Annotated in this window: 17 protein-coding genes; 12 read left to right on the top strand and 5 right to left on the bottom strand. The window is 67.5% G+C overall.

Translation table 11 applies throughout. From position 1 onward, the window contains the following. Positions 1-10: 10 nt before the first annotated feature. The 8 genes from ddpX (at position 11) to U5798_RS05560 (ending at position 7,060) form a co-directional block, all read left to right on the top strand. A complete protein-coding gene (gene ddpX / locus U5798_RS05595) occupies positions 11-574 on the top strand; it encodes a D-alanyl-D-alanine dipeptidase (protein WP_322081465.1) in 564 nt (187 codons plus the stop codon). A 70-nt stretch (positions 575-644) separates the two neighbouring features. After that, positions 645-2,246, top strand: a complete 1,602-nt coding sequence (locus U5798_RS05590; RefSeq protein WP_322081464.1) for an ABC transporter substrate-binding protein — start codon at positions 645-647, stop codon at positions 2,244-2,246. Between the two features lie 10 nt (positions 2,247-2,256). Next, entirely contained in the window at positions 2,257-3,327 is a 1,071-nt protein-coding gene (locus U5798_RS05585; protein ID WP_124446919.1) for an ABC transporter permease, read from the top strand. A gap of 66 nt (positions 3,328-3,393) precedes the next feature. Beyond that, positions 3,394-4,308: a nickel transporter permease gene (gene nikC, locus U5798_RS05580; protein ID WP_124446917.1), complete on the top strand. Its 915-nt coding sequence runs from the start codon at positions 3,394-3,396 to the stop codon at positions 4,306-4,308. A 1-nt stretch (position 4,309) separates the two neighbouring features. Continuing rightward, positions 4,310-5,203: an ABC transporter ATP-binding protein gene (locus U5798_RS05575; protein ID WP_322081463.1), complete on the top strand. Its 894-nt coding sequence runs from the start codon at positions 4,310-4,312 to the stop codon at positions 5,201-5,203. Continuing rightward, positions 5,200-5,976 carry an ABC transporter ATP-binding protein gene (locus U5798_RS05570; protein WP_322081462.1) on the top strand — a complete coding sequence of 259 codons (777 nt, stop codon included), beginning with the start codon at positions 5,200-5,202 and terminating at the stop codon, positions 5,974-5,976. The genes U5798_RS05575 and U5798_RS05570 overlap by 4 nt, the downstream gene beginning before the upstream one ends. Positions 5,977-6,106: 130 nt before the next feature. Continuing rightward, the gene (locus U5798_RS05565; RefSeq protein WP_124446911.1) at positions 6,107-6,361 is read left to right on the top strand and encodes a GlsB/YeaQ/YmgE family stress response membrane protein; all 255 of its coding nucleotides are present in this window, start codon (positions 6,107-6,109) and stop codon (positions 6,359-6,361) included. 363 nt (positions 6,362-6,724) lie between these two features. Beyond that, positions 6,725-7,060 carry a type 1 fimbrial protein gene (locus tag U5798_RS05560; protein ID WP_321856367.1) on the top strand — a complete coding sequence of 112 codons (336 nt, stop codon included), beginning with the start codon at positions 6,725-6,727 and terminating at the stop codon, positions 7,058-7,060. A 26-nt stretch (positions 7,061-7,086) separates the two neighbouring features. Here the strand turns inward: U5798_RS05560 and U5798_RS05555 are convergent, their stop codons facing one another. The 3 genes from U5798_RS05555 to U5798_RS05545 form a co-directional block, all read right to left on the bottom strand. Then, a complete protein-coding gene (locus U5798_RS05555) occupies positions 7,087-7,959 on the bottom strand; it encodes a LysR substrate-binding domain-containing protein (protein ID WP_124446907.1) in 873 nt (290 codons plus the stop codon). A gap of 107 nt (positions 7,960-8,066) precedes the next feature. Next, positions 8,067-8,966 (bottom strand): class A beta-lactamase, encoded by a 900-nt coding sequence (gene bla / locus U5798_RS05550; protein ID WP_124446905.1) that lies wholly within the window; start codon positions 8,964-8,966, stop codon positions 8,067-8,069. 210 nt (positions 8,967-9,176) lie between these two features. Continuing rightward, entirely contained in the window at positions 9,177-10,028 is an 852-nt protein-coding gene (locus U5798_RS05545) for a peptidoglycan DD-metalloendopeptidase family protein (RefSeq protein WP_124446903.1), read from the bottom strand. A gap of 499 nt (positions 10,029-10,527) precedes the next feature. Here U5798_RS05545 and U5798_RS05540 point away from each other — a divergent pair, with 499 nt between their 5' ends. From U5798_RS05540 to U5798_RS05530, 3 genes are all read left to right on the top strand, one after another. Further along, entirely contained in the window at positions 10,528-11,424 is an 897-nt protein-coding gene (locus U5798_RS05540) for a LysR substrate-binding domain-containing protein (RefSeq protein WP_124446901.1), read from the top strand. A 35-nt stretch (positions 11,425-11,459) separates the two neighbouring features. Further along, the gene (locus U5798_RS05535) at positions 11,460-11,846 is read left to right on the top strand and encodes an ester cyclase (protein WP_124446899.1); all 387 of its coding nucleotides are present in this window, start codon (positions 11,460-11,462) and stop codon (positions 11,844-11,846) included. A gap of 474 nt (positions 11,847-12,320) precedes the next feature. Next, positions 12,321-14,486, top strand: coding sequence for a hypothetical protein (locus tag U5798_RS05530; protein ID WP_322081461.1), 2,166 nt, complete (start codon positions 12,321-12,323; stop codon positions 14,484-14,486). A 102-nt stretch (positions 14,487-14,588) separates the two neighbouring features. Here U5798_RS05530 and U5798_RS05525 read toward each other — a convergent pair whose 3' ends face one another. Next, a complete protein-coding gene (locus U5798_RS05525) occupies positions 14,589-15,329 on the bottom strand; it encodes a sulfite exporter TauE/SafE family protein (RefSeq protein WP_322081460.1) in 741 nt (246 codons plus the stop codon). A 133-nt stretch (positions 15,330-15,462) separates the two neighbouring features. Next, positions 15,463-16,464 carry an aldo/keto reductase gene (locus U5798_RS05520; protein ID WP_322081459.1) on the bottom strand — a complete coding sequence of 334 codons (1,002 nt, stop codon included), beginning with the start codon at positions 16,462-16,464 and terminating at the stop codon, positions 15,463-15,465. Between the two features lie 143 nt (positions 16,465-16,607). Here U5798_RS05520 and U5798_RS05515 point away from each other — a divergent pair, with 143 nt between their 5' ends. Beyond that, the gene (locus U5798_RS05515; RefSeq protein ID WP_322081458.1) at positions 16,608-17,519 is read left to right on the top strand and encodes a LysR family transcriptional regulator; all 912 of its coding nucleotides are present in this window, start codon (positions 16,608-16,610) and stop codon (positions 17,517-17,519) included. Positions 17,520-17,565 lie beyond the last annotated feature (46 nt).

The raw sequence follows: 17,565 nt of genomic DNA, 5'->3' as shown, positions 1-17,565 counted from the left end.
CGCCCTGCCGATGAACGATCACCGCCTCGTCGAAATCACGCCCGCCACGCATCGCGTCGAGATCGACCTCGTCTATGCGACCGACCGCAACCTGACCGGCAAGCCGATCTATCGCCGCGCGCACTGCCTGCTGCTGGCGCCGGCCGAAGCCGCATTGCGCCGCGCGGTCGGCATCGCGGCGCAAGCCGGCTTCACGCTGCGCATCTACGACGCATACCGGCCGCCGCAGGCGCAGCAGGTGCTGTGGGATTTCCTGCCCGACCCGAACTTCATCGCCGATCTCGGCCGCGGCTCGAATCACAGCCGCGGCACCGCGCTCGACCTGACGCTCGTCGGCGCGAACGGCGAGCCGCTCGACATGGGCACCGGCTTCGACGAGATGGTCGCCGCGTCGGGTCACTTCCACGCGGGGCTGCCCGAGCCCGTGCAACGCAACCGGCTGCTGCTGCTCGGCGTGATGCATGCGGCCGGCTTCGCGCACATCGACAGCGAATGGTGGCACTACGAACTGCCCGGCTCGCACGCGTTGCCGCAGATCGACAATGCGGCGAGCGGCCCGTGGCGGCTGATGTGACGACGATGCACGCCCTCTTTTTCATGCACGTTCACGTTCAACGACTCAAACGACAGATGGAGAAGCGCCCATGAAATCCCCGACCTCCCGGCTCGTCGCGGCACTGGCCGCGGCGTCCGTTCTCGCCGTCGCCCCGCTTTCCGTCGCCCATGCGGAAACGCCGAAGGACATGTTCGTGATGGCGACGCTGCTCGACGAATTCACGACGCTCGACCCGGGCGAGATCTACGAGCTGGTGCCGGAGGAATACACCGCGAACACGTACGACCGGCTCGTGCGCGTCGACCTGCGCGATCCGTCGAAATTCAACGGCGACGTCGCGCAGTCGTGGACGGTGAGCGCCGACGGCCTGACCTATACGTTCAAGCTGCGCGCCGGCCTCAAGTTCCACTCGGGTAATCCGCTGACGGCCGACGACGTCGCGTGGTCGATCCAGCGCGCGGTGCTGCTCGACAAGGGGCCTGCCGCCGTGCTGACGGGCATCGGCCTCACCAAGGCGAACGTCGCGGCGAACGTGAAGAAGCTCGACGACCAGACGGTGTCGGTCACGACCGACCGCAAGTACGCGCCGACCTTCGTGCTGAACGTGCTCGGCTCGTGGCCCGCGTCGGTGCTGGACAAGAAGCTGCTGCTGTCGCATCAGCAAGGCAGCGACTTCGGCAATGCGTGGCTGAAAACCAACGAAGCCGGCTCCGGCGCGTACAAGCTGGTCAAGTGGGCGGCCGGCGACAGCATCGTGCTGCAGCGCTTCGACGGCTACCGGCTGCCGCTCGCGATGAAGCGCATCGTGCTGCGCCACGTGCCCGAAGCCGCGAGCCAGCGCCTGCTGCTGGAAAACGGCGACGTCGACGCGGCACGAGACCTGAGCCCCGACGATCTGGCGTCGGTCGTGAAATCCGGCAAGGCGAAGGTATCGGCTTCGCCGCAAGCGACGCTGCTGTATCTCGGCCTGAACACGAAGAACCCGACGCTCGCGAAACCCGACGTGCAGGAAGCGCTGAAATGGCTCGTCGACTATGCGGGCATCCAGGGCAACGTCGTGAAGACGACCTACAAGGTGCACCAGACCTTCCTGCCCGAAGGCTTCCTCGGCACGCTGAACACGAACCCGTACAAGCTCGACATCGCGAAAGCGAAGGCGCTGCTCGCGAAGGCCGGCGTGCCGAACGGCTTTGCGGTGACGATGGACGTGCGCAACGACTATCCGTACACGGAAATCGCGCAGGCCGTGCAGGCGAACTTCGCGCAGGCCGGCATCAAGGTGCAGCTGATCCCAGGCGACAACAAGCAGACGCTCGCGAAATACCGCGCGCGCCAGCACGATATCTACATCGGCGAATGGTCGGCCGACTACATCGATCCGCACAGCAACGCGCAGGGTTTCGCGTGGAATCCCGACAACTCCGACAAGTCGAGCTATAAAATGCTGGCCTGGCGCAACAGCTGGGACATCCCGCAACTGACGAAGGAAACCGACACCGCGCTCGCCGAGCCGACCGCCGCGAAACGCGCGCAGCTGTACCAGGCGATGCAGAAGGAAGTGCTCGCGCGCTCGCCGTTCGTGATCCTGTTCGAGAAAGTCGCGCAGGTCGCGACGCGGCCCGGCGTGAGCGGGCTCGAAGTCGGGCCGATCAACGATCTCGTGTCGTACCGTAACCTGAAGAAGCAATAAGATTCACCGCATGTCGACTCCCGCCTCCTCCCTCGAAGCACTGCGCACGCTGCCTGCGCGGCGCCCGGCCGTGCGCTGGGCACTGCGCGTGCTGCGCTGGGCGCTCACGCTCGCCGTCACGTTCGCGGGGCTGCTCGCGCTGACGTTCGTGATCGGCCGCAAGGTGCCGATCGATCCCGTGCTCGCGATCCTCGGCGATCGCGCGTCGGCCGACGCGTACGCGGCCGAACGCCTCGCGCTCGGGCTCGACAAGCCGCTCGTCACGCAATTCGCGATCTATGTGCGCGACGTGCTGCACGGCAATCTCGGCGTGTCGCTGCTGACCGCGAACCCGGTACTCGACGACATCAGGCGCGTGTTCCCGGCGACGCTCGAACTCGCGACGATCGCGACGCTGATCGGCATCGCGATCGGCGTGCCGCTCGGGGTCGCGGCCGCGGTGAAGCACAACCGCCCGATCGACCACATCGCGCGCTTCGTCGGTCTGATCGGCAATTCGGTGCCCGTGTTCTGGCTCGGGCTGATGGGGCTGCTGCTGTTCTACGCGCGGCTGCACTGGGTCGGCGGCCCCGGCCGGCTCGATCCCGTGTACGACGGGATGGTCGACCCGCGCACGGGCAGCCTGCTGATCGACGCAGCGCTCGCCGGCGAGTGGGACGTGTTCCGCAACGCGGTGTCGCACATCGCGCTGCCGGCCGCGATCCTCGGCTACTACTCCGTGGCCTACCTGAGCCGCATGACGCGCTCGTTCATGCTCGACCAGCTGAGCCAGGAATACATCGTCACCGCACGCGCGAAGGGCTTGTCCGAGCGGCGCGTGATCTGGCGGCATGCGTTCGGCAACATCGCGGTGCCGCTGCTGACCGTGATCGCGCTCACCTACAGCAACCTGCTCGAAGGCTCGGTGCTGACCGAGATCGTGTTCGCGTGGCCGGGGCTCGGCTCGTACCTGACCGGCGCGCTGCTGAACGCCGACATGAACGCGGTGCTCGGCGCGACGCTCGTGATCGGCGCGATGTTCATCACCGTCAACCTGCTGACCGACGCGCTGTATCGCGTGTTCGATCCGCGTGCGCGCTGAGGGCCGCCCGGACATGACCGCTTCCACCCCGCTTCTTTCATCGTCCATGCCGAAGGTCGTCCAATCATGAATGCCGAGCGCCTCACGCTGCGCGCGTGGCTGCTGTCCGATGCGCCCGCGTCTCGCTCGCAGGCCGCATTCGGCCTCGCGTACCGGCGCTGGCGCCGGTTCGCCACGAATCCGCTCAACCTGTTTGGGCTCGCGATCCTCGTCGCGCTGATCGTCGTCGCGATCGTCGGCCCGCTGATCATGCCGCACGACCCGCTGCGCCAGGTGCTGTCCGACCGGCTGCTGCCGCCCGGCTCGCCGTCGCACTGGTTCGGCACCGACCAGCTCGGCCGCGACATCCTTTCGCGGCTGATCGACGGGTCGCGCCTGACGCTCGGCATCGCGCTGCTCGTCGTCGTGATCGTCGTGCCGATCGGCCTCCTGATCGGCACGACGGCCGGCTATTGCGGCGGCTTCGTCGACAGCGTGCTGATGCGCATCACCGACATCGCGCTTGCGTTTCCGAAGATCGTGCTCGCGCTCGCGTTCGCGGCCGCGCTCGGGCCCGGCGTGATCAACGCGGTCGTCGCGATCTCGATCACCGCGTGGCCCGCGTATGCGCGGCTCGCGCGCGCGGAGACGATCCGCATCGCGCAGGCCGACTACATCCACGCCGCGCGGCTGCAGGGCGCGTCGGGCCCGCGCATCCTGCTGCGCTACATCATGCCGCTGTGCATGTCGTCGGTGATCGTGCGCGCGACGCTCGACATGGCCGGCATCATCCTGACCGTCGCGGGCCTCGGCTTTCTCGGCCTCGGCGCGCAACCGCCGAGCCCCGAATGGGGCTTCATGGTCGCATCGGGCCGCAACGTGCTGCTCGACGCATGGTGGGTCGCGACGCTGCCCGGCATCGCGATCCTGCTCGTGAGCCTCGCGTTCAACCTGCTCGGCGACGGGTTGCGCGACGTCTTCGATCCCCGTCATGGAGCGTGACATGCCGACGCATTCCGCCACCGCGCCCGCGCCGCTCTGCGAGATCGACGGGCTGAAGATCGGCTTTCGCGGCCATGACGGCGTCGTCACCGACGCCGTGCGCGACCTGTCGCTGACGCTCGCGCCGGGCGAACGGCTCGGCATCGTCGGCGAATCGGGCTCCGGCAAGTCGCTGACGGGCCGCGCGCTGCTCGGCCTGCTGCCCGACGCCGCACGCTGGTCGGCGCGCACGATGCGCTTCGCGGGCCACGACCTGCTGGCGATGTCGCCGCGCGAGCGCCGGCGGCTGTGCGGCAGCCAGATGGGCATGATCCTGCAGGATCCGAAGTATTCGCTGAACCCGGTGATGACGGTCGCGAAACAGATGGGCGAAGCGTTCCGCTTGCACGAGCCCGGGCTGCGCGGCCGCGCGCTGCGCGAACGGATCGTCGATGCGCTCGCGGCCGTGCAGATCCGCGACCCGGCGCGCGTCGCCGATGCGTATCCGCACGAACTGTCGGGCGGCATGGGCCAGCGCGTGATGATCGCGATGATGGTGTCGACCGGCCCGCGCCTCTTGATCGCCGACGAACCGACGTCCGCGCTCGACGTCGCCGTGTCGATGCAGGTGCTCGCGGTGCTCGACGCGATGATCGCGCGGCATGGCACGGGCCTGATGTTCATCAGCCACGACCTGCCGCTCGTGATGTCGTTCTGCGACCGCGTCGCGGTGATGTATGCAGGCCGCGTGGTCGAAACCTGCGCCGCGCGCGACCTGCGCAACGCTTCTCATCCCTATACGCGCGGGCTGCTCGCGGCGAACCCGCCGCTCGCGAACCCGCCCGACGAACTGCCGGTGCTGCGCCGCGATCCGGCGTGGCTCGAGCCCGCCGACCGACAGGAGGCCGCACGATGATCGACGTCGATCACGCATCGATCCGATTCCCGACCCGCACGGGTCACGTCGACGCCGTGCGCGACGCGAGCTTCGCGGTACGCGACGGCGAAGTGTTCGGGCTCGTCGGCGAATCGGGTTCCGGCAAGTCGACGCTGCTGCGCGCGCTGACGGGCCTCGTGCCGCTCGCGTCCGGCAGCCTGTCGATCGACGGCCGGCCGGTGGGCGGCACGCCCGATCGCGCGTTCCGCCGCCACGTGCAGATGGTGTTCCAGGATCCGTACGCATCGCTGCACCCGCGCTTCACGGTCGACCAGACGCTGCGCGAGCCGCTGTCGATCCATGCGATCGGCGACGCCGATGCACGCATCGCCCGCGCGCTCGCCGAGGTCGGCCTCGGCCCCGCGTTCCGCTTCCGCTATCCGCACCAGTTGTCGGGCGGCCAGCGGCAGCGTGTCGCGATCGCGCGTGCGTTGATCGTAGAGCCGCGCGTGCTGCTGCTCGACGAGCCGACGTCCGCGCTCGACGTCTCGGTGCAGGCCGAGATCCTGAACCTGCTGCGCCGCCTGCATCGCGAGCACAAGCTGACGATGATCCTCGTGAGCCACAACCTCGCGGTGATCGGCTTCCTGTGCCAGCGCGTCGCCGTGATGCAGCACGGCGAGATCGTCGAGCAGCTCCGGGTCGAGGACGTACGCGCCGGGCAGGTCGCGCGCGACTACACGCGCACGCTGCTGAATGCGACCGAGGGCTATCGCCGTCTCGACCCGGTGGCCGGCGTGCCGGCCGCCTGACATCTGCGCGACGCGCCGGCATGCGATACTCGGCACGCCATGCGCCGGCTGTGCCGCCGCATGGAACCCTTGTGCGTCGCACGGGTCAACTTCCTTTCGTCAACAGCACAACAGCTATAGGGAGGCATTCATGCTGCAATTCATCGAAACCCTGGTGGTCGGGCTCATCGTCGGCCTCCTCGCCCGCGCACTGAAGCCCGGCGACGACAAGATGGGCATCCTGATGACCATCGTGCTCGGCGTCGTCGGCTCGCTGGTCGCCGGCTACGTCGGCCGCGCGGCCGGCTGGTATGCGCCGGGCCAGGGCGCGGGGTGGATCGCGTCGATCATCGGCGCGATCGTGCTGCTCGTCGTCGTGGGTGCGATCCGCAAGCGCGCGGGCTGAACACCGCAGACCGCGCTCCGACGCAAACGGCCGCTCGTTACACACGAGCGGCCGTTTTCTTTTGGCGCATCGTCATTCACCGGATGGTCGATTCGTTGAGCCCTCAACGATTTACCTGCGAATCCCGCGTCCATTGACGCGCTTCCCTCGAGTTTACGTCACCGGCAATACCCCGACTTGCGGCCGCACAATTTTGAGATAAATTGATTGAAGGAACACGGCGTCGTTTGCTCAGCGTCGTTATTTCCGGTTTCTCACTCAAGAGGTTCGATGAACTTGCCGTTTACGCATACAGCACCGCAGCGTTGACGGACTGCCATTCGAGCGGCCTCGCTGCGACGCGCTTCCTCTCTGGAGCCTGTCATGAAGCATCGTTCGTTTGCCGCCTCGTTTGCCCTGGCTGCCTCGCTTCTGGCCTCGTCCTCTTCATTCGCCGCCGGCGCGTCCGGCATCATCCACTTCACCGGCATGATCGTCGAGCCGCCCTGCTCGTTCGCGCTCGATACGGCCGATGCCGCCCACGCGCACGTGCGCCCCGACTGCCCGCGGCCTGCCAGCGGACAAGTCGCGTTCGTCGACGCGGCAAGCCTGCGCACGATCAAGACCACGACCTTTACGCAGGCCTCGCGCGCAATCGTTTTACCTGACCGTCCGGGCAACGCGCACGCGCCGATGATCGCCGTCGTGACCTACCAGTAGAAACCCGCTGCCGGAGCCGCCGCGCGTCAGTCGCGATGGCGCGCGATCCAGTCGCTGAACGCGCGGATCTTCTGCTGGCTGCCGATGGTCTCGGGATACACGAAGAAGTAGCGCGCGCCGGTTTCGAGCACGATGTCGAACGGCCGTTCGAGCCGGTGTGCGCTGACGTCGTCGTCGACGAGCGTCACATCGCCGATCGCGACGCCGAAACCCTGCATCGCCGCGTTCGTCGCGAGATCGAGCGTGTCGAACGTCGGCCCGCGTGCGGGATCGACGCTGCGCTCGCCCGCATGGTCGAGCCACGCGCGCCAGTCGCGATGGTCGCGGGTCGGATGCAGCAGCGTATGGCGCGCGAGATCGCCGACCGCATCGAGCGGCGACGCCTGTCGCAGCTCGGGCGCGCATACGGGCGTCAGCCGCTCGTCGAACAGCGGCAGCGCGAACACGCCGGGGCCCGGCGACGTGCCGTAGACGACCGCCGCATCGAACGGCTCGGTCGAGAAATCGACGACGTGCTGCCACGCGGTCGTGATCTGCACATGGAGATCGGGATGCTCGCCCTGGAAGCGCATGATGCGCGGCAGCATCCAGCGCATCACGCAGGTGGGCACCTTCAGCGCGAGATCGGTGCGCTGCCGCGTGAGCTTCATCGAGATGTCCTCGATCCGCGCGAAGCTCTCGTTGACGACCGGCAGCAACTGCTCGCCCTCCGCCGTCAGCGTGAGCCCCTTCGCATGCCGCTTGAACAGCGGAAAGCCATAGTGCGCCTCGAGCGTCTGGATCTGCCGGCTCACCGCGCCCTGCGTGATGCACAGCTGCTCGGCCGCGCGCGTGAAGCTGCGGTGGCGGGCCACCGTCGAGAAGATCTGCAGCGCGTGCAGGGGCGGAAGTCGGTGCATGGCGAACGGGAAACGGAAAAACGGCGCGGAAGAACCGCGCGCCGACGCCGGCGCGCGCAGACCGACACGATAAGCCAAACGCCCGCGTTGCGCGAGACGCCGGCCCGTCAGGCCGTCGCAGTCAGCGCGCCCGCCGCGATGCGCGCCGCCGACGCGACGACGTCCGCGCGCGCCGCGGCATCGGCCTGCTGCTGCGTGAACGACACGGCCATCACGATCGGCGCACGCGACGGCGGCCACAGCACCGCGACGTCGGTCGTCGTGCCGTAGCCGCCCGTGCCGGCTTTTTCCGCGACGCGCCAGCCCGGCGGCACGCTCGCCGCGATGCCGGTCGCGCCGCGCGCGCCGCCGGCCATCCATTCCGTCAGCTGCGTGCGCTGCGGCGCTTGCAGCGCATTGCCGAGCAGCAGCCGCTGCAGCGTGTCGACCATCGCGACGGGCGTCGACGTGTCGCGTTCGTCGTCGGGCGCGGCCTTGTTCAGTTCCGGCTCCCAGTGGTCGAGGCGGAACGTCGTGTCGCCGCTCTCGCGCGCGAAAGACGTGACGGCCTGCGGGCCGCCGAGCACGCCCATCAACAGGTTGCCCGCGCCCTTGTCGCCCGCCTGCAGCATCGCCTCGCACAGCTGCGCGATCGTCATGCCCGTGTCGACGTGGCTTTCGGTGATCGGCGAGCCCGACACGACTTCATAGCGGCGATACAGGATGCGGCGCGGCAGCAGCGAGGCATCGAGCGAACCGCGCGCGAGCATCGCGGCGGCGGCCATGACCGCATACGTGCCGCACAGCGGGAAGCGCTCGCGCGCGTGGTGGGCGATGCGCACGCCGTTCGACGTGTCGAGCGCGGCGACGCCGAGGCGGCCGTTCGATGCTTTTTCGAGTGCGGCCAGTTCGGCCTGGGCAGTGTGGGCGCGCCCCTGGTCGGCGACCGGCGCGGAGGTGCACGCGGCGACGAACGGCGCGGCAACGGCGGCAAGCAACAGCGAGCGGCGTGTCGGAGAGTGTTCCATGTATGAAGTGCGTTCTGTCGGAAACGGTGGCACGAAGCAACGCGGGCACGCCTCGGCGAAGCGCGCCCGTTCACGCCGACGGCCGGCCCGCGACGGCATTCGCCGCGCATCCCCGAAAGACGCCCGTCGGCCCCGCAGTGCGCGGGACGTGCATGAACAGACCCTAGCGTAGCAGCGACCGCCGCCACGTTCCAGCAAAACGGCCCTGCGTCACCCTTGCGACGAAGGCAGGTACGGCATCGGATTCACCGGCTTGCCGTCGCGCCGGACCTCGAACAGCAGCGCGACGCGCGAGTTGTCGAGGTCGCCCATCTCGGCGATCTCGTCTCCCTGGCGCACGATGTCGCCCGTTTTCACGAGCAGCTTGCGGTTGTGCGCATACGCGGTCAGGAAATCGGCGTTGTGCTGGACGATGATCAGGCTGCCGTAATCGTTCAGGCCGGTGCCCGCGTACATCACGCGGCCGTCGGCCGCGGCGCGCACCGGGTCGCCCGGCCGGCCGGCGATCTGGATGCCGCGGTTCTGCCCCGGCCGGAACCCGTCGACGATCTTGCCGCTCGCCGGCCACTTGAGCGCGACACCGCCCGCATGCCGTTTCGTTTCCTTGACGACCTGGCGGTCGCTCGCATTCGACGTGCTCGCCTGTGAAGTTGCCTGACCACCAGCGGCCCCATTGCCCGCGGCCGTTTGCGTCCCGGCCGCGCCCGCCGGCGGCAGCGGCTGCTGCTTGACGATGCGCAGCACCTGCCCCATCCGCAGCCTGCCGTTCCCGGGCAGCTTGTTCCAGGTGCGCAGGTCGGCCACGCTGCAGTCGTTCGCGGACGCGATGCCCGTCAGCGTGTCGCCGCGCTTCACGACGTACTTCTGCGCAACGAGAATCGGCGCGGGCGGCATTGTGGCGGACGGGGCCGCCGACGGCGCGGAAGCCGGCTGGCTCGACGACGAGCCCGCCAGCGTATCGCTCGGCGGGACGGACTGCGTGCTTGCACAACCGGCCATGACGAGCACGGCTGCCAGGCCTGGCAACCACGCCGCGTTGCGGTGAATCTCGCGCGTTTTCATGGACGATCCGACTCCGGTTTGACAATCTTTCAAGCATCTCAAAAACGGAACGGCCGACGTGTAACCGGATGCAAACAATGATGACAAACGATCACGAACCGGATGCCGGCCGGCATCGCTACCGGTAATACGGTCCGATTCAGAAAAACTTGATGGTCTATTTGTGGAAAAGCGGAAGAATTTTCGTCGTCAAAAACTATGACAGATTTGTTTCAATAGGCGCGCAGCAGCACTCAATGCAACCATCGGACAAATTCGGAACAGGCCCACGCGATGCCGATGCACAGGAACAGCAAATGCAGCGCGATCTTGAACGACACGCCCCACGACGAATCGATCCGCATGACAGGCTCCCTCGGTTGATGTGCAGCCATGTTCGGCCATCGATCGCGCCCCGAAAATGCGGAACCGGCGAATCGGGCCTCAGGCTGCGCCTGAGACCGGCGCGGCGGTTCCTGCTAACTTATCGGCCATTCAACGCCTTCACTCCCCGCCCATCATGCGTTTCGACCTGACCGACCTGCGGCTCTTCCTGAACATCTGCGAAGCCGGCACGATCACAAGCGGCGCCGAGCGCACGCACATCACGCTGCAGGCCGCGAGCGAGCGCATCCGCGGCATGGAGGACGAGCTCGGCGTGCCGCTGCTGCACCGGACCAAGTCGGGCGCGCAGGCGACCGACGCGGGCCGCGCGCTCGAACACCACGCACGCACCGTGCTGCAGCAGATCGACCACATGCGCGGCGAATTGCAGCAATTCGGCCAGGGGCTGCGCGGCCATATCCGGCTGCTGTGCAACACGGCGTCGCTGAGCGAATACCTGCCCGACGCGCTGGCCGATTACCTGCCGCACCATCCGAAGCTGTCGATCAGCGTCGAGGAACGCTCGAGCCAGGAGATCGTGCACGCGATCCGCAACAAGACGGCCGAGGTCGGCATCGTCGCCGATTCGGTCGGGCTCGGCGGGCTCGAACAGAAGCCGTTCCGCGAGGACTGGCTGATCGTCGTCGTGCCGGCCGCGCATCCGCTCGCGTCGCACGGGGCAGTCGCGTTCGACGCGATCGCCGGCGAAGATTTCATCGGCCTCACCGACGGCAGCGCGCTGCAGGTGCATCTCGCCGACCAGGCGCGCGCACTCGGCAAGCGGATCCGTTATCGCGTGCAGTTGAAGAGCTTCGATGCGATCTGCCGCGTGATCGCGAGCGGCGTGGGCATCGGCATCGTGTCGCGCCATGCGGCCGAGCGCGCGATGCAGACGATGGACGTGCGGCTCGTCGAGCTGTCCGATCCGTGGAGCCACCGGAAGCTGACGCTCTGCGCGCGGTCGTTCGACGCGCTGCCGAAGTACACGCGCGAGTTCGTCGCGTTCCTGTCCGGCGCGGCAACGTCGCCGTAACGCGCGCCACATCGTCGATACACGGAGACATGACCATGACCGAAACCGATCTCGCCACCCGCTATCGCGCCTATATCGATTGCCTGAACCGGCAGGACTGGGCGGCGCTCGGCGAGTATGTGTCCGACGACGTGATCCACAACGACCGGCCGCTCGGCCTCGCCGGCTACCGCGCGATGCTCGAACAGGACTATCGCGACATTCCCGATCTCCGTTTCGACATCCGGCTGCTCGCGTGCGAGCCGCCGCGCGTCGCATGTCGGCTGCGCTTCGCCTGTTCGCCGAAGGGGACGTTCATGGGGCTCGCCGTCGACGGCCGAAAGGTCACGTTCGCCGAAAACGTGTTCTACGAGTTTCATGACGGCAAGATCCGCCAGGTCTGGTCGGTAATCGACAAGGCCGCGATCGAGGCGCAGCTCTAGCCCCGTCGTGGCGGCCCGATATCTGCGGTGATGCGCCTCGATCCTTATGGATAACGTTTTCTCTCGTCATCCATCTAAAGCACGTCGACGTTCAATCTTGTTGCCTGTCGCTCCAGCGCTCTTTCCCGGCACGATATCTGCTCGATCGATGACAAAATACCGGGTAATTCCCGCGTCATCCTGATCTCCCGCCCCATCTCGCCATTCCCACCATCCGGGTTTTCACCGGCGCATCCGGCGTGAAAGTTCATTGACATCGCGCCGCCCGATGCCTAAATTTGGAAAACGTTTTCCAATGCTTCGGCGTGACGCCGGCCACGGCCCGCGCAGGGGAAACGCTTGCCCGCTCGAGTTGTGATTCAGGCTGTCCGCCCGCAGGGATCAGGGTTGCAGGGCGGCGGCCGGGTACGGGCGTCGAGCGCGGCAACGGCCACACCTGCCCGTCCTTCATCACTATTCAAAACTGGAGACACAATGCATCCGCGCAGCAGATTCGCGCTCGGCGCCGCGCTCAGCGCCCTTTCCGTCGTATTCGTCAGCGCGTGCGGCGGCAACGACGTGACCGATACGCCGCCGTCATCGCCGCCCCCGTCCACGACACCCACGCTCGCGTCGAACTCGCTGCAGGCGCTCGTCTACGGTGCGCCCGACACGAGCGTGCCGGCCGGCACGAACATTCCGGTCACGATGATGGGCCAGATGCGCGCGCTGTTCGACCTGATCCGGAAGTCGCCCGACTTCACGCAGGTCGTGATGGATCTCGGCGACGGTACGCCGGTCCACGTGCTCGACACGAACACCGGCGACAAATTCCTGCCCGGCAAGCTCGCGCTCGGCCTGTCGTACATCCTGATCGACATGAAGTCGAAGAACGACCCGCAATACGCGAGCTACCTCGCGACGTACCAGACGATCACGACCGCGATGATGGCGCAGTCGGGCAGCAACTACGCGTATGCGAACACGTCGTGGGGCGAGTACTACTACCTCGTCGCGCTGAACAACCTGAAGGCGCACGGGATGCTCAACGAGGTCTTCAGCGACGCGATGCTCGCGACGCTGCAGCAGCGCCTCACCTTCTGCGACATGTTCGGCCCCGATGCGAGCGGCAAGACCAGTACGTGCCCGGCCGCCGGCACGCCGATCGACATCGCGTCGCTCAATACCGCGCAGAATTACTATGCGGTGTCCTACGGAATTGCCGGGCTGCGCCAGAAACTCGGCTGGAGTAGCCCGTCGTTCGCGTCGAAGACCGATCCGTCCGTCGCGACGATGGGCGCGCGCGACGCGCTGCTGTACACGCTGACGAACCACATCCGCAACGATTCTTCCGGCGGCTTCTCGGACGAAGCGTCGAACACGCATACGACTTACTACGACCAGGCGCGCTTCGACCGCTACAGCACGCTGCTGATCGGCGAAGTGGTCGAGCGTACGTTCGAGATGGACAACGTGGCGAATCTCACGCCCGAACTGAAGGGCTATCTGCGCAAGTCGGTCGACCTGATCCTGCCGCAGCTGAATGCCAGCGGCCAGGGCTTCAACTACGGCCGCTCGATCGGCCCGTACGGCGATTCCGCGTTCATGGAAGTGCTGACGGCCGCCGCCAACGCCGGCGTGCTGACCGACCAGGAAAAGCAGGTTGCGTACGCATTCATCTACCGGGCCGCGCATCGTTTCGACACGTACTGGTACGACCCGTCGCTGCCGACGCCGTCGGTGAACATGTGGGTCAAGGGCCGCGGCACCGACACGTATCGCGGCAAGCCGCGCGTGATGGGCGAGAACTTCAGCCTGCTGCACCAGTACCTGTACGTGAACGCGTGGTGGAACAAGCTCGGCTTCGGCGGCAAGGCGCCGATGGCCGATGCCGACTACGGCGCATGGCTCGACGCGCTGCCGCGCTACACGCTCACCTGGTACAACCAGCCGACCGATGCCGCGCACCCGTACAGCGCGGCGCTGCTCACCGTGCGCGACGGCCGGCGCGTGCTCAACCTGAACCTGAGCCAGGCGCCCGACTACAACTCGTACACGCCGTACTACCCGGTGCCGTTCTCGGACAAGCTGATCTACGGCACGACCGATCTCGGCTACGCGCTGCTGGTGCCGCAGGTGACGTACAACGCAAAAACCTACATTCCCGTCACGTACTACAGGAACCTGAACGTGCAGCAAGGCAACGGCCAGGTGATCGTGTCGTTCGATACGACGAAGTTCCGTCTCGCGTCGAAGAACGCCGCCTACACGACGGATCTCGACCTGCAGGTGCATACGGTGCTGACGTTCGCGCACGGCACCGTGTCGCGCAGCGACACGCTGAGTTCGGGCACGCTCACGGGCAACCTCGCGGTCGAGACGGACTTCACGTCGTTCGCGGATTTCGCGTCCACGCAGGCCAATGGCGACGGCATGTCGGTGATGTACGCGAACAGCGTCGCGACCGGCTATGCGGCCTCCGGGTTCGATACCTGCGCACTGTCCGCCTTCGATACGGCGAACGGCGCGACGAACCCGCTGTCGACGACGCCGATCGGCCAGCTGCATTCGAACTTCGCGTGCACGACGAAGCCGTTTGCACTCGGCGCGGGCACGACGCGCACGTTCGGGTGGTCGCTGAAGTACGCCGATCCGGCCTGAGCCGCGTGATCCACGCCGTGTGACACGCCCGAAGCCGGCCACTGAAACCGGCTTCGGGCGCTTCTGAACGACGCAGGCATCACCCTCGCCCGCAATACCCGCTCACAGCCACCCCGACGCCGCCATGTACGCGCCGAGCGCGATCAGCCCGATGAAGAAGCAGCGCTTGAACGCCTTTTCGCTCATCACGCGCCGCGCATACTGGCCGCCGGCCATCCCCGCCAGCGCCGGCACGAGCGCGAGCGCCGACACGCCGAGATCCACCGTCTGCAGCGCGCCCGACACGTGCAATTGCAGGCCGAGCGCGATCGTCGATGCGGTAAACGACAGTCCGAGCGCCTGGATCAGGTCGTCCTTCGACAACCGCAGCGCCTGCAGGTAAGGCACGGCCGGCACGACGAACACGCCGGTCGCCGCCGTCACGACGCCCGTCAGGTAGCCGACCACGGCCGACAGCCCTTTCTCGTGACGACCCGGCGCGGGCAATCGTGCGGCGGCCAGCCCCCACAGCCCGTACACGATCAGCACCACGCCGAGCGCCGCGTGCGTCCAGGTGCTGCCGGCCGCGAGCGCGGGCAGCCCGCCCGTGAGCGTGCCGATCGCCAGGCCGGCGAGCAGCGGCCACAGCCGGCGCAGCAACGGCCCGAACGACGGGCCGAGCCACAACTGCCACACGTTGGTGATGAACGACGGCACGAGCAGCAAGCTGGCCGCGGCCGAAGGCGGCATCGCGAGCGTCAGGAGCCCCATCGCGATCGTCGGCAGCCCGAGCCCGATCATTCCCTTGACCGCGCCGGCCAGCAGGAACACCAGCACGATGATCGTCAGCGTATGAATTTGCATGGAGGCGGTTCCATTCGGTTGAGTACGGCGCCGATGGTGCCGCCCCGCCATGCTGCCGGCCATCTGGTTTTGCCTGAGGCTGGCTAGGGCCCGCCGGACGGACCTGTGGCGCCCGGCGATCCGGCCCCGTGTATCACCCCCGGCCCTGCTCGCTGTCGAGGTGCGCCATCTGTGCGGCGGGATAACGGTCGCCAGCAGCCGCCCCGGCGGGCACCGCCGCCTCGATGCGAGCGAGATCATTGACCGTTAGTTGCAATTTAGTCGCCAGCAAACCGTCCTGCAGTTGCGTGCGCTTGCGCGCGCCGACCAGCGGCACGATATCGGCGCCGCGCGACAGCACCCACGCGATCGCGACCTGCGCCGGATTGCTGCCCTTCTCGTCGGCGATCGCGCGCAGCGCGTCGACGAGCGCGAGGTTGTGCGCGAGGTTCTCGCCCTGGAAGCGCGGGCTCGCCGCGCGGAAATCGCGCTCCCCCTGCCGCGCCGCCGTCCAGCGGCCGCCGAGCAGCCCGCGCGACAGCACGCCGTAGGCCGTCACGCCAATGCCGAGTTCACGGCAGACGGGCAGGATCTCGGCCTCGATCCCGCGCGACAGCAACGAGTATTCGATCTGCAGATCGGCGATCGGCGCGACGGCGGCCGCGCGGCGAATCGTGTCCGCGCCGACTTCCGACAGCCCGATATGGCGCACATACCCCGCCTGCACGAGATCGGCGATCGCGCCGACCGTCTCCTCGATCGGCACCGTCGGATCGACGCGAGCCGGACGGTAGATGTCGATGTAGTCGGTGCCGAGCCGCTTCAGCGAATACGCGACGAAGTTCCGGATCGCCGCGGGCCGCGCGTCGTAGCCGACGAACGCCCCAGCCGGATCGCGCAGCGCGCCGAATTTCACGCTGATCAGCACCTGGTCGCGCGCACGGCCGCGCAGCGCATCGCGGATCAGCATCTCGTTGTCGCCCATGCCGTAGAAATCGCCGGTATCGAGCATCGTGATCCCGTGGTCGAGCGCCGCGCGCAGCGTCGCGATGCTTTCGTCGCGGTCGGCCGGCCCGTAGAAGTCCGACATCCCCATGCAGCCGAGCGCGATCGCCGATACCTGCGGGCCCGTGCGGCCCAGTTGACGCATGTCCATGTTCGTTTCCTTCGAATGGTGAGTGGATGGAACGGATTCTGCCCGCGCGACGCCGCGCGATAAACGGGAAACGCCCAACCAAACCATTCAACGCTGATTAACAATGGAGCCTTGTTCCCCTCCCCGCCAAGGCTTCCGCCCGCATGGACCATCTGCAAGCAATGCGCATCTTCGCGCGCGTCGCCCATCTCGGCAGCTTCACGAAAGCGGCCGAGCAGCTGCAACTGCCGCGCCCGACCGTCAGCAACGCGGTCCAGTATCTGGAAAAGCACCTGAAGATCCGCCTGCTGCAACGCACGACGCGGCGCGTCGCGCTAACCGCCGAAGGCGCGACCTACTACGAGCGCTGCGTGCGGCTGCTCGCCGATCTCGACGATGCGGAAACGCTGTTCGAGGATGCCGGCACGTCGCCGCGCGGCGTGATCCGCGTCGACCTGCCCGAACGTTTCGCGCTGAACCAGGTGATCCCGGCGCTGCCGGATTTCCACGCGCGCTACCCCGACCTGCGCGTCGTGATCAGCACGACCGACCGCTTCGTCGATCTCGTCGCCGACGGCATCGACTGCGCGGTACGCGTCGGCGTGCTGTCCGACACGTCGCTCGTCGCACGGCGCGTCGGCGAGATGGCGCAGATTAACTGCGCGTCGCCCGCGTATCTGGCGCGCCACGGCACGCCGCGTTCGCCGGACGAGTTGCCCGACCACGTCGCGGTCGGCTATTTCTCGAGCCGCACGGGCCGCGAGCTGGACTGGGAATATGCGGACATGGATTCAGGCGACGTGCACACGGTGAAGATGCACAGCGTCGTGTCGGTCAACAGCTCGCAGGCGTATCTCGCGTGCTGCGTCGCGGGCCTCGGGCTGATCCAGGCGCCGCGTGACGGGCTCGCGCCGCTGCTCGCCGACGGCTCGCTGGTCGAGGTGCTGCCGGAATGGAATGCGACGCCGCTGCCCGTGTCGGTGGTGTTCCCGACCGGCCGGCATCTGGCGCCGCGTGTGCGGATCTTCGTGGACTGGCTCGCGGAGACGCTCGGCGGCATGCACCGGGCGGACTGACACCGGCCGACGCCGGGGCGCCGGCCGCCGGGACGCCGGCCGGTCG

The organism is Burkholderia sp. BCC1972, from assembly GCF_905339605.1.
Classification (GTDB): domain Bacteria; phylum Pseudomonadota; class Gammaproteobacteria; order Burkholderiales; family Burkholderiaceae; genus Burkholderia.
Note: the sequence above shows the minus strand (reverse complement) of the source record. Positions and strands in the feature narration are given on the sequence as shown.

Coding starts and splice junctions, on each gene's coding strand:
- U5798_RS05585 (WP_124446919.1), top strand. CDS start 2,257: ATGTCGACTCCCGCCTCCTCCCTCGAAGCACTGCGCACGCTGCCTGCG.
- U5798_RS05560 (WP_321856367.1), top strand. CDS start 6,725: ATGAAGCATCGTTCGTTTGCCGCCTCGTTTGCCCTGGCTGCCTCGCTT.
- U5798_RS05530 (WP_322081461.1), top strand. CDS start 12,321: ATGCATCCGCGCAGCAGATTCGCGCTCGGCGCCGCGCTCAGCGCCCTT.
- U5798_RS05515 (WP_322081458.1), top strand. CDS start 16,608: ATGGACCATCTGCAAGCAATGCGCATCTTCGCGCGCGTCGCCCATCTC.
- U5798_RS05555 (WP_124446907.1), bottom strand. CDS start 7,959: ATGCACCGACTTCCGCCCCTGCACGCGCTGCAGATCTTCTCGACGGTG.
- bla (WP_124446905.1), bottom strand. CDS start 8,966: ATGGAACACTCTCCGACACGCCGCTCGCTGTTGCTTGCCGCCGTTGCC.
- U5798_RS05520 (WP_322081459.1), bottom strand. CDS start 16,464: ATGGACATGCGTCAACTGGGCCGCACGGGCCCGCAGGTATCGGCGATC.
- ddpX (WP_322081465.1), top strand. CDS start 11: ATGAACGATCACCGCCTCGTCGAAATCACGCCCGCCACGCATCGCGTC.
- U5798_RS05525 (WP_322081460.1), bottom strand. CDS start 15,329: ATGCAAATTCATACGCTGACGATCATCGTGCTGGTGTTCCTGCTGGCC.
- U5798_RS05570 (WP_322081462.1), top strand. CDS start 5,200: ATGATCGACGTCGATCACGCATCGATCCGATTCCCGACCCGCACGGGT.
- U5798_RS05590 (WP_322081464.1), top strand. CDS start 645: ATGAAATCCCCGACCTCCCGGCTCGTCGCGGCACTGGCCGCGGCGTCC.
- U5798_RS05535 (WP_124446899.1), top strand. CDS start 11,460: ATGACCGAAACCGATCTCGCCACCCGCTATCGCGCCTATATCGATTGC.
- nikC (WP_124446917.1), top strand. CDS start 3,394: ATGAATGCCGAGCGCCTCACGCTGCGCGCGTGGCTGCTGTCCGATGCG.
- U5798_RS05545 (WP_124446903.1), bottom strand. CDS start 10,028: ATGAAAACGCGCGAGATTCACCGCAACGCGGCGTGGTTGCCAGGCCTG.
- U5798_RS05575 (WP_322081463.1), top strand. CDS start 4,310: ATGCCGACGCATTCCGCCACCGCGCCCGCGCCGCTCTGCGAGATCGAC.
- U5798_RS05565 (WP_124446911.1), top strand. CDS start 6,107: ATGCTGCAATTCATCGAAACCCTGGTGGTCGGGCTCATCGTCGGCCTC.
- U5798_RS05540 (WP_124446901.1), top strand. CDS start 10,528: ATGCGTTTCGACCTGACCGACCTGCGGCTCTTCCTGAACATCTGCGAA.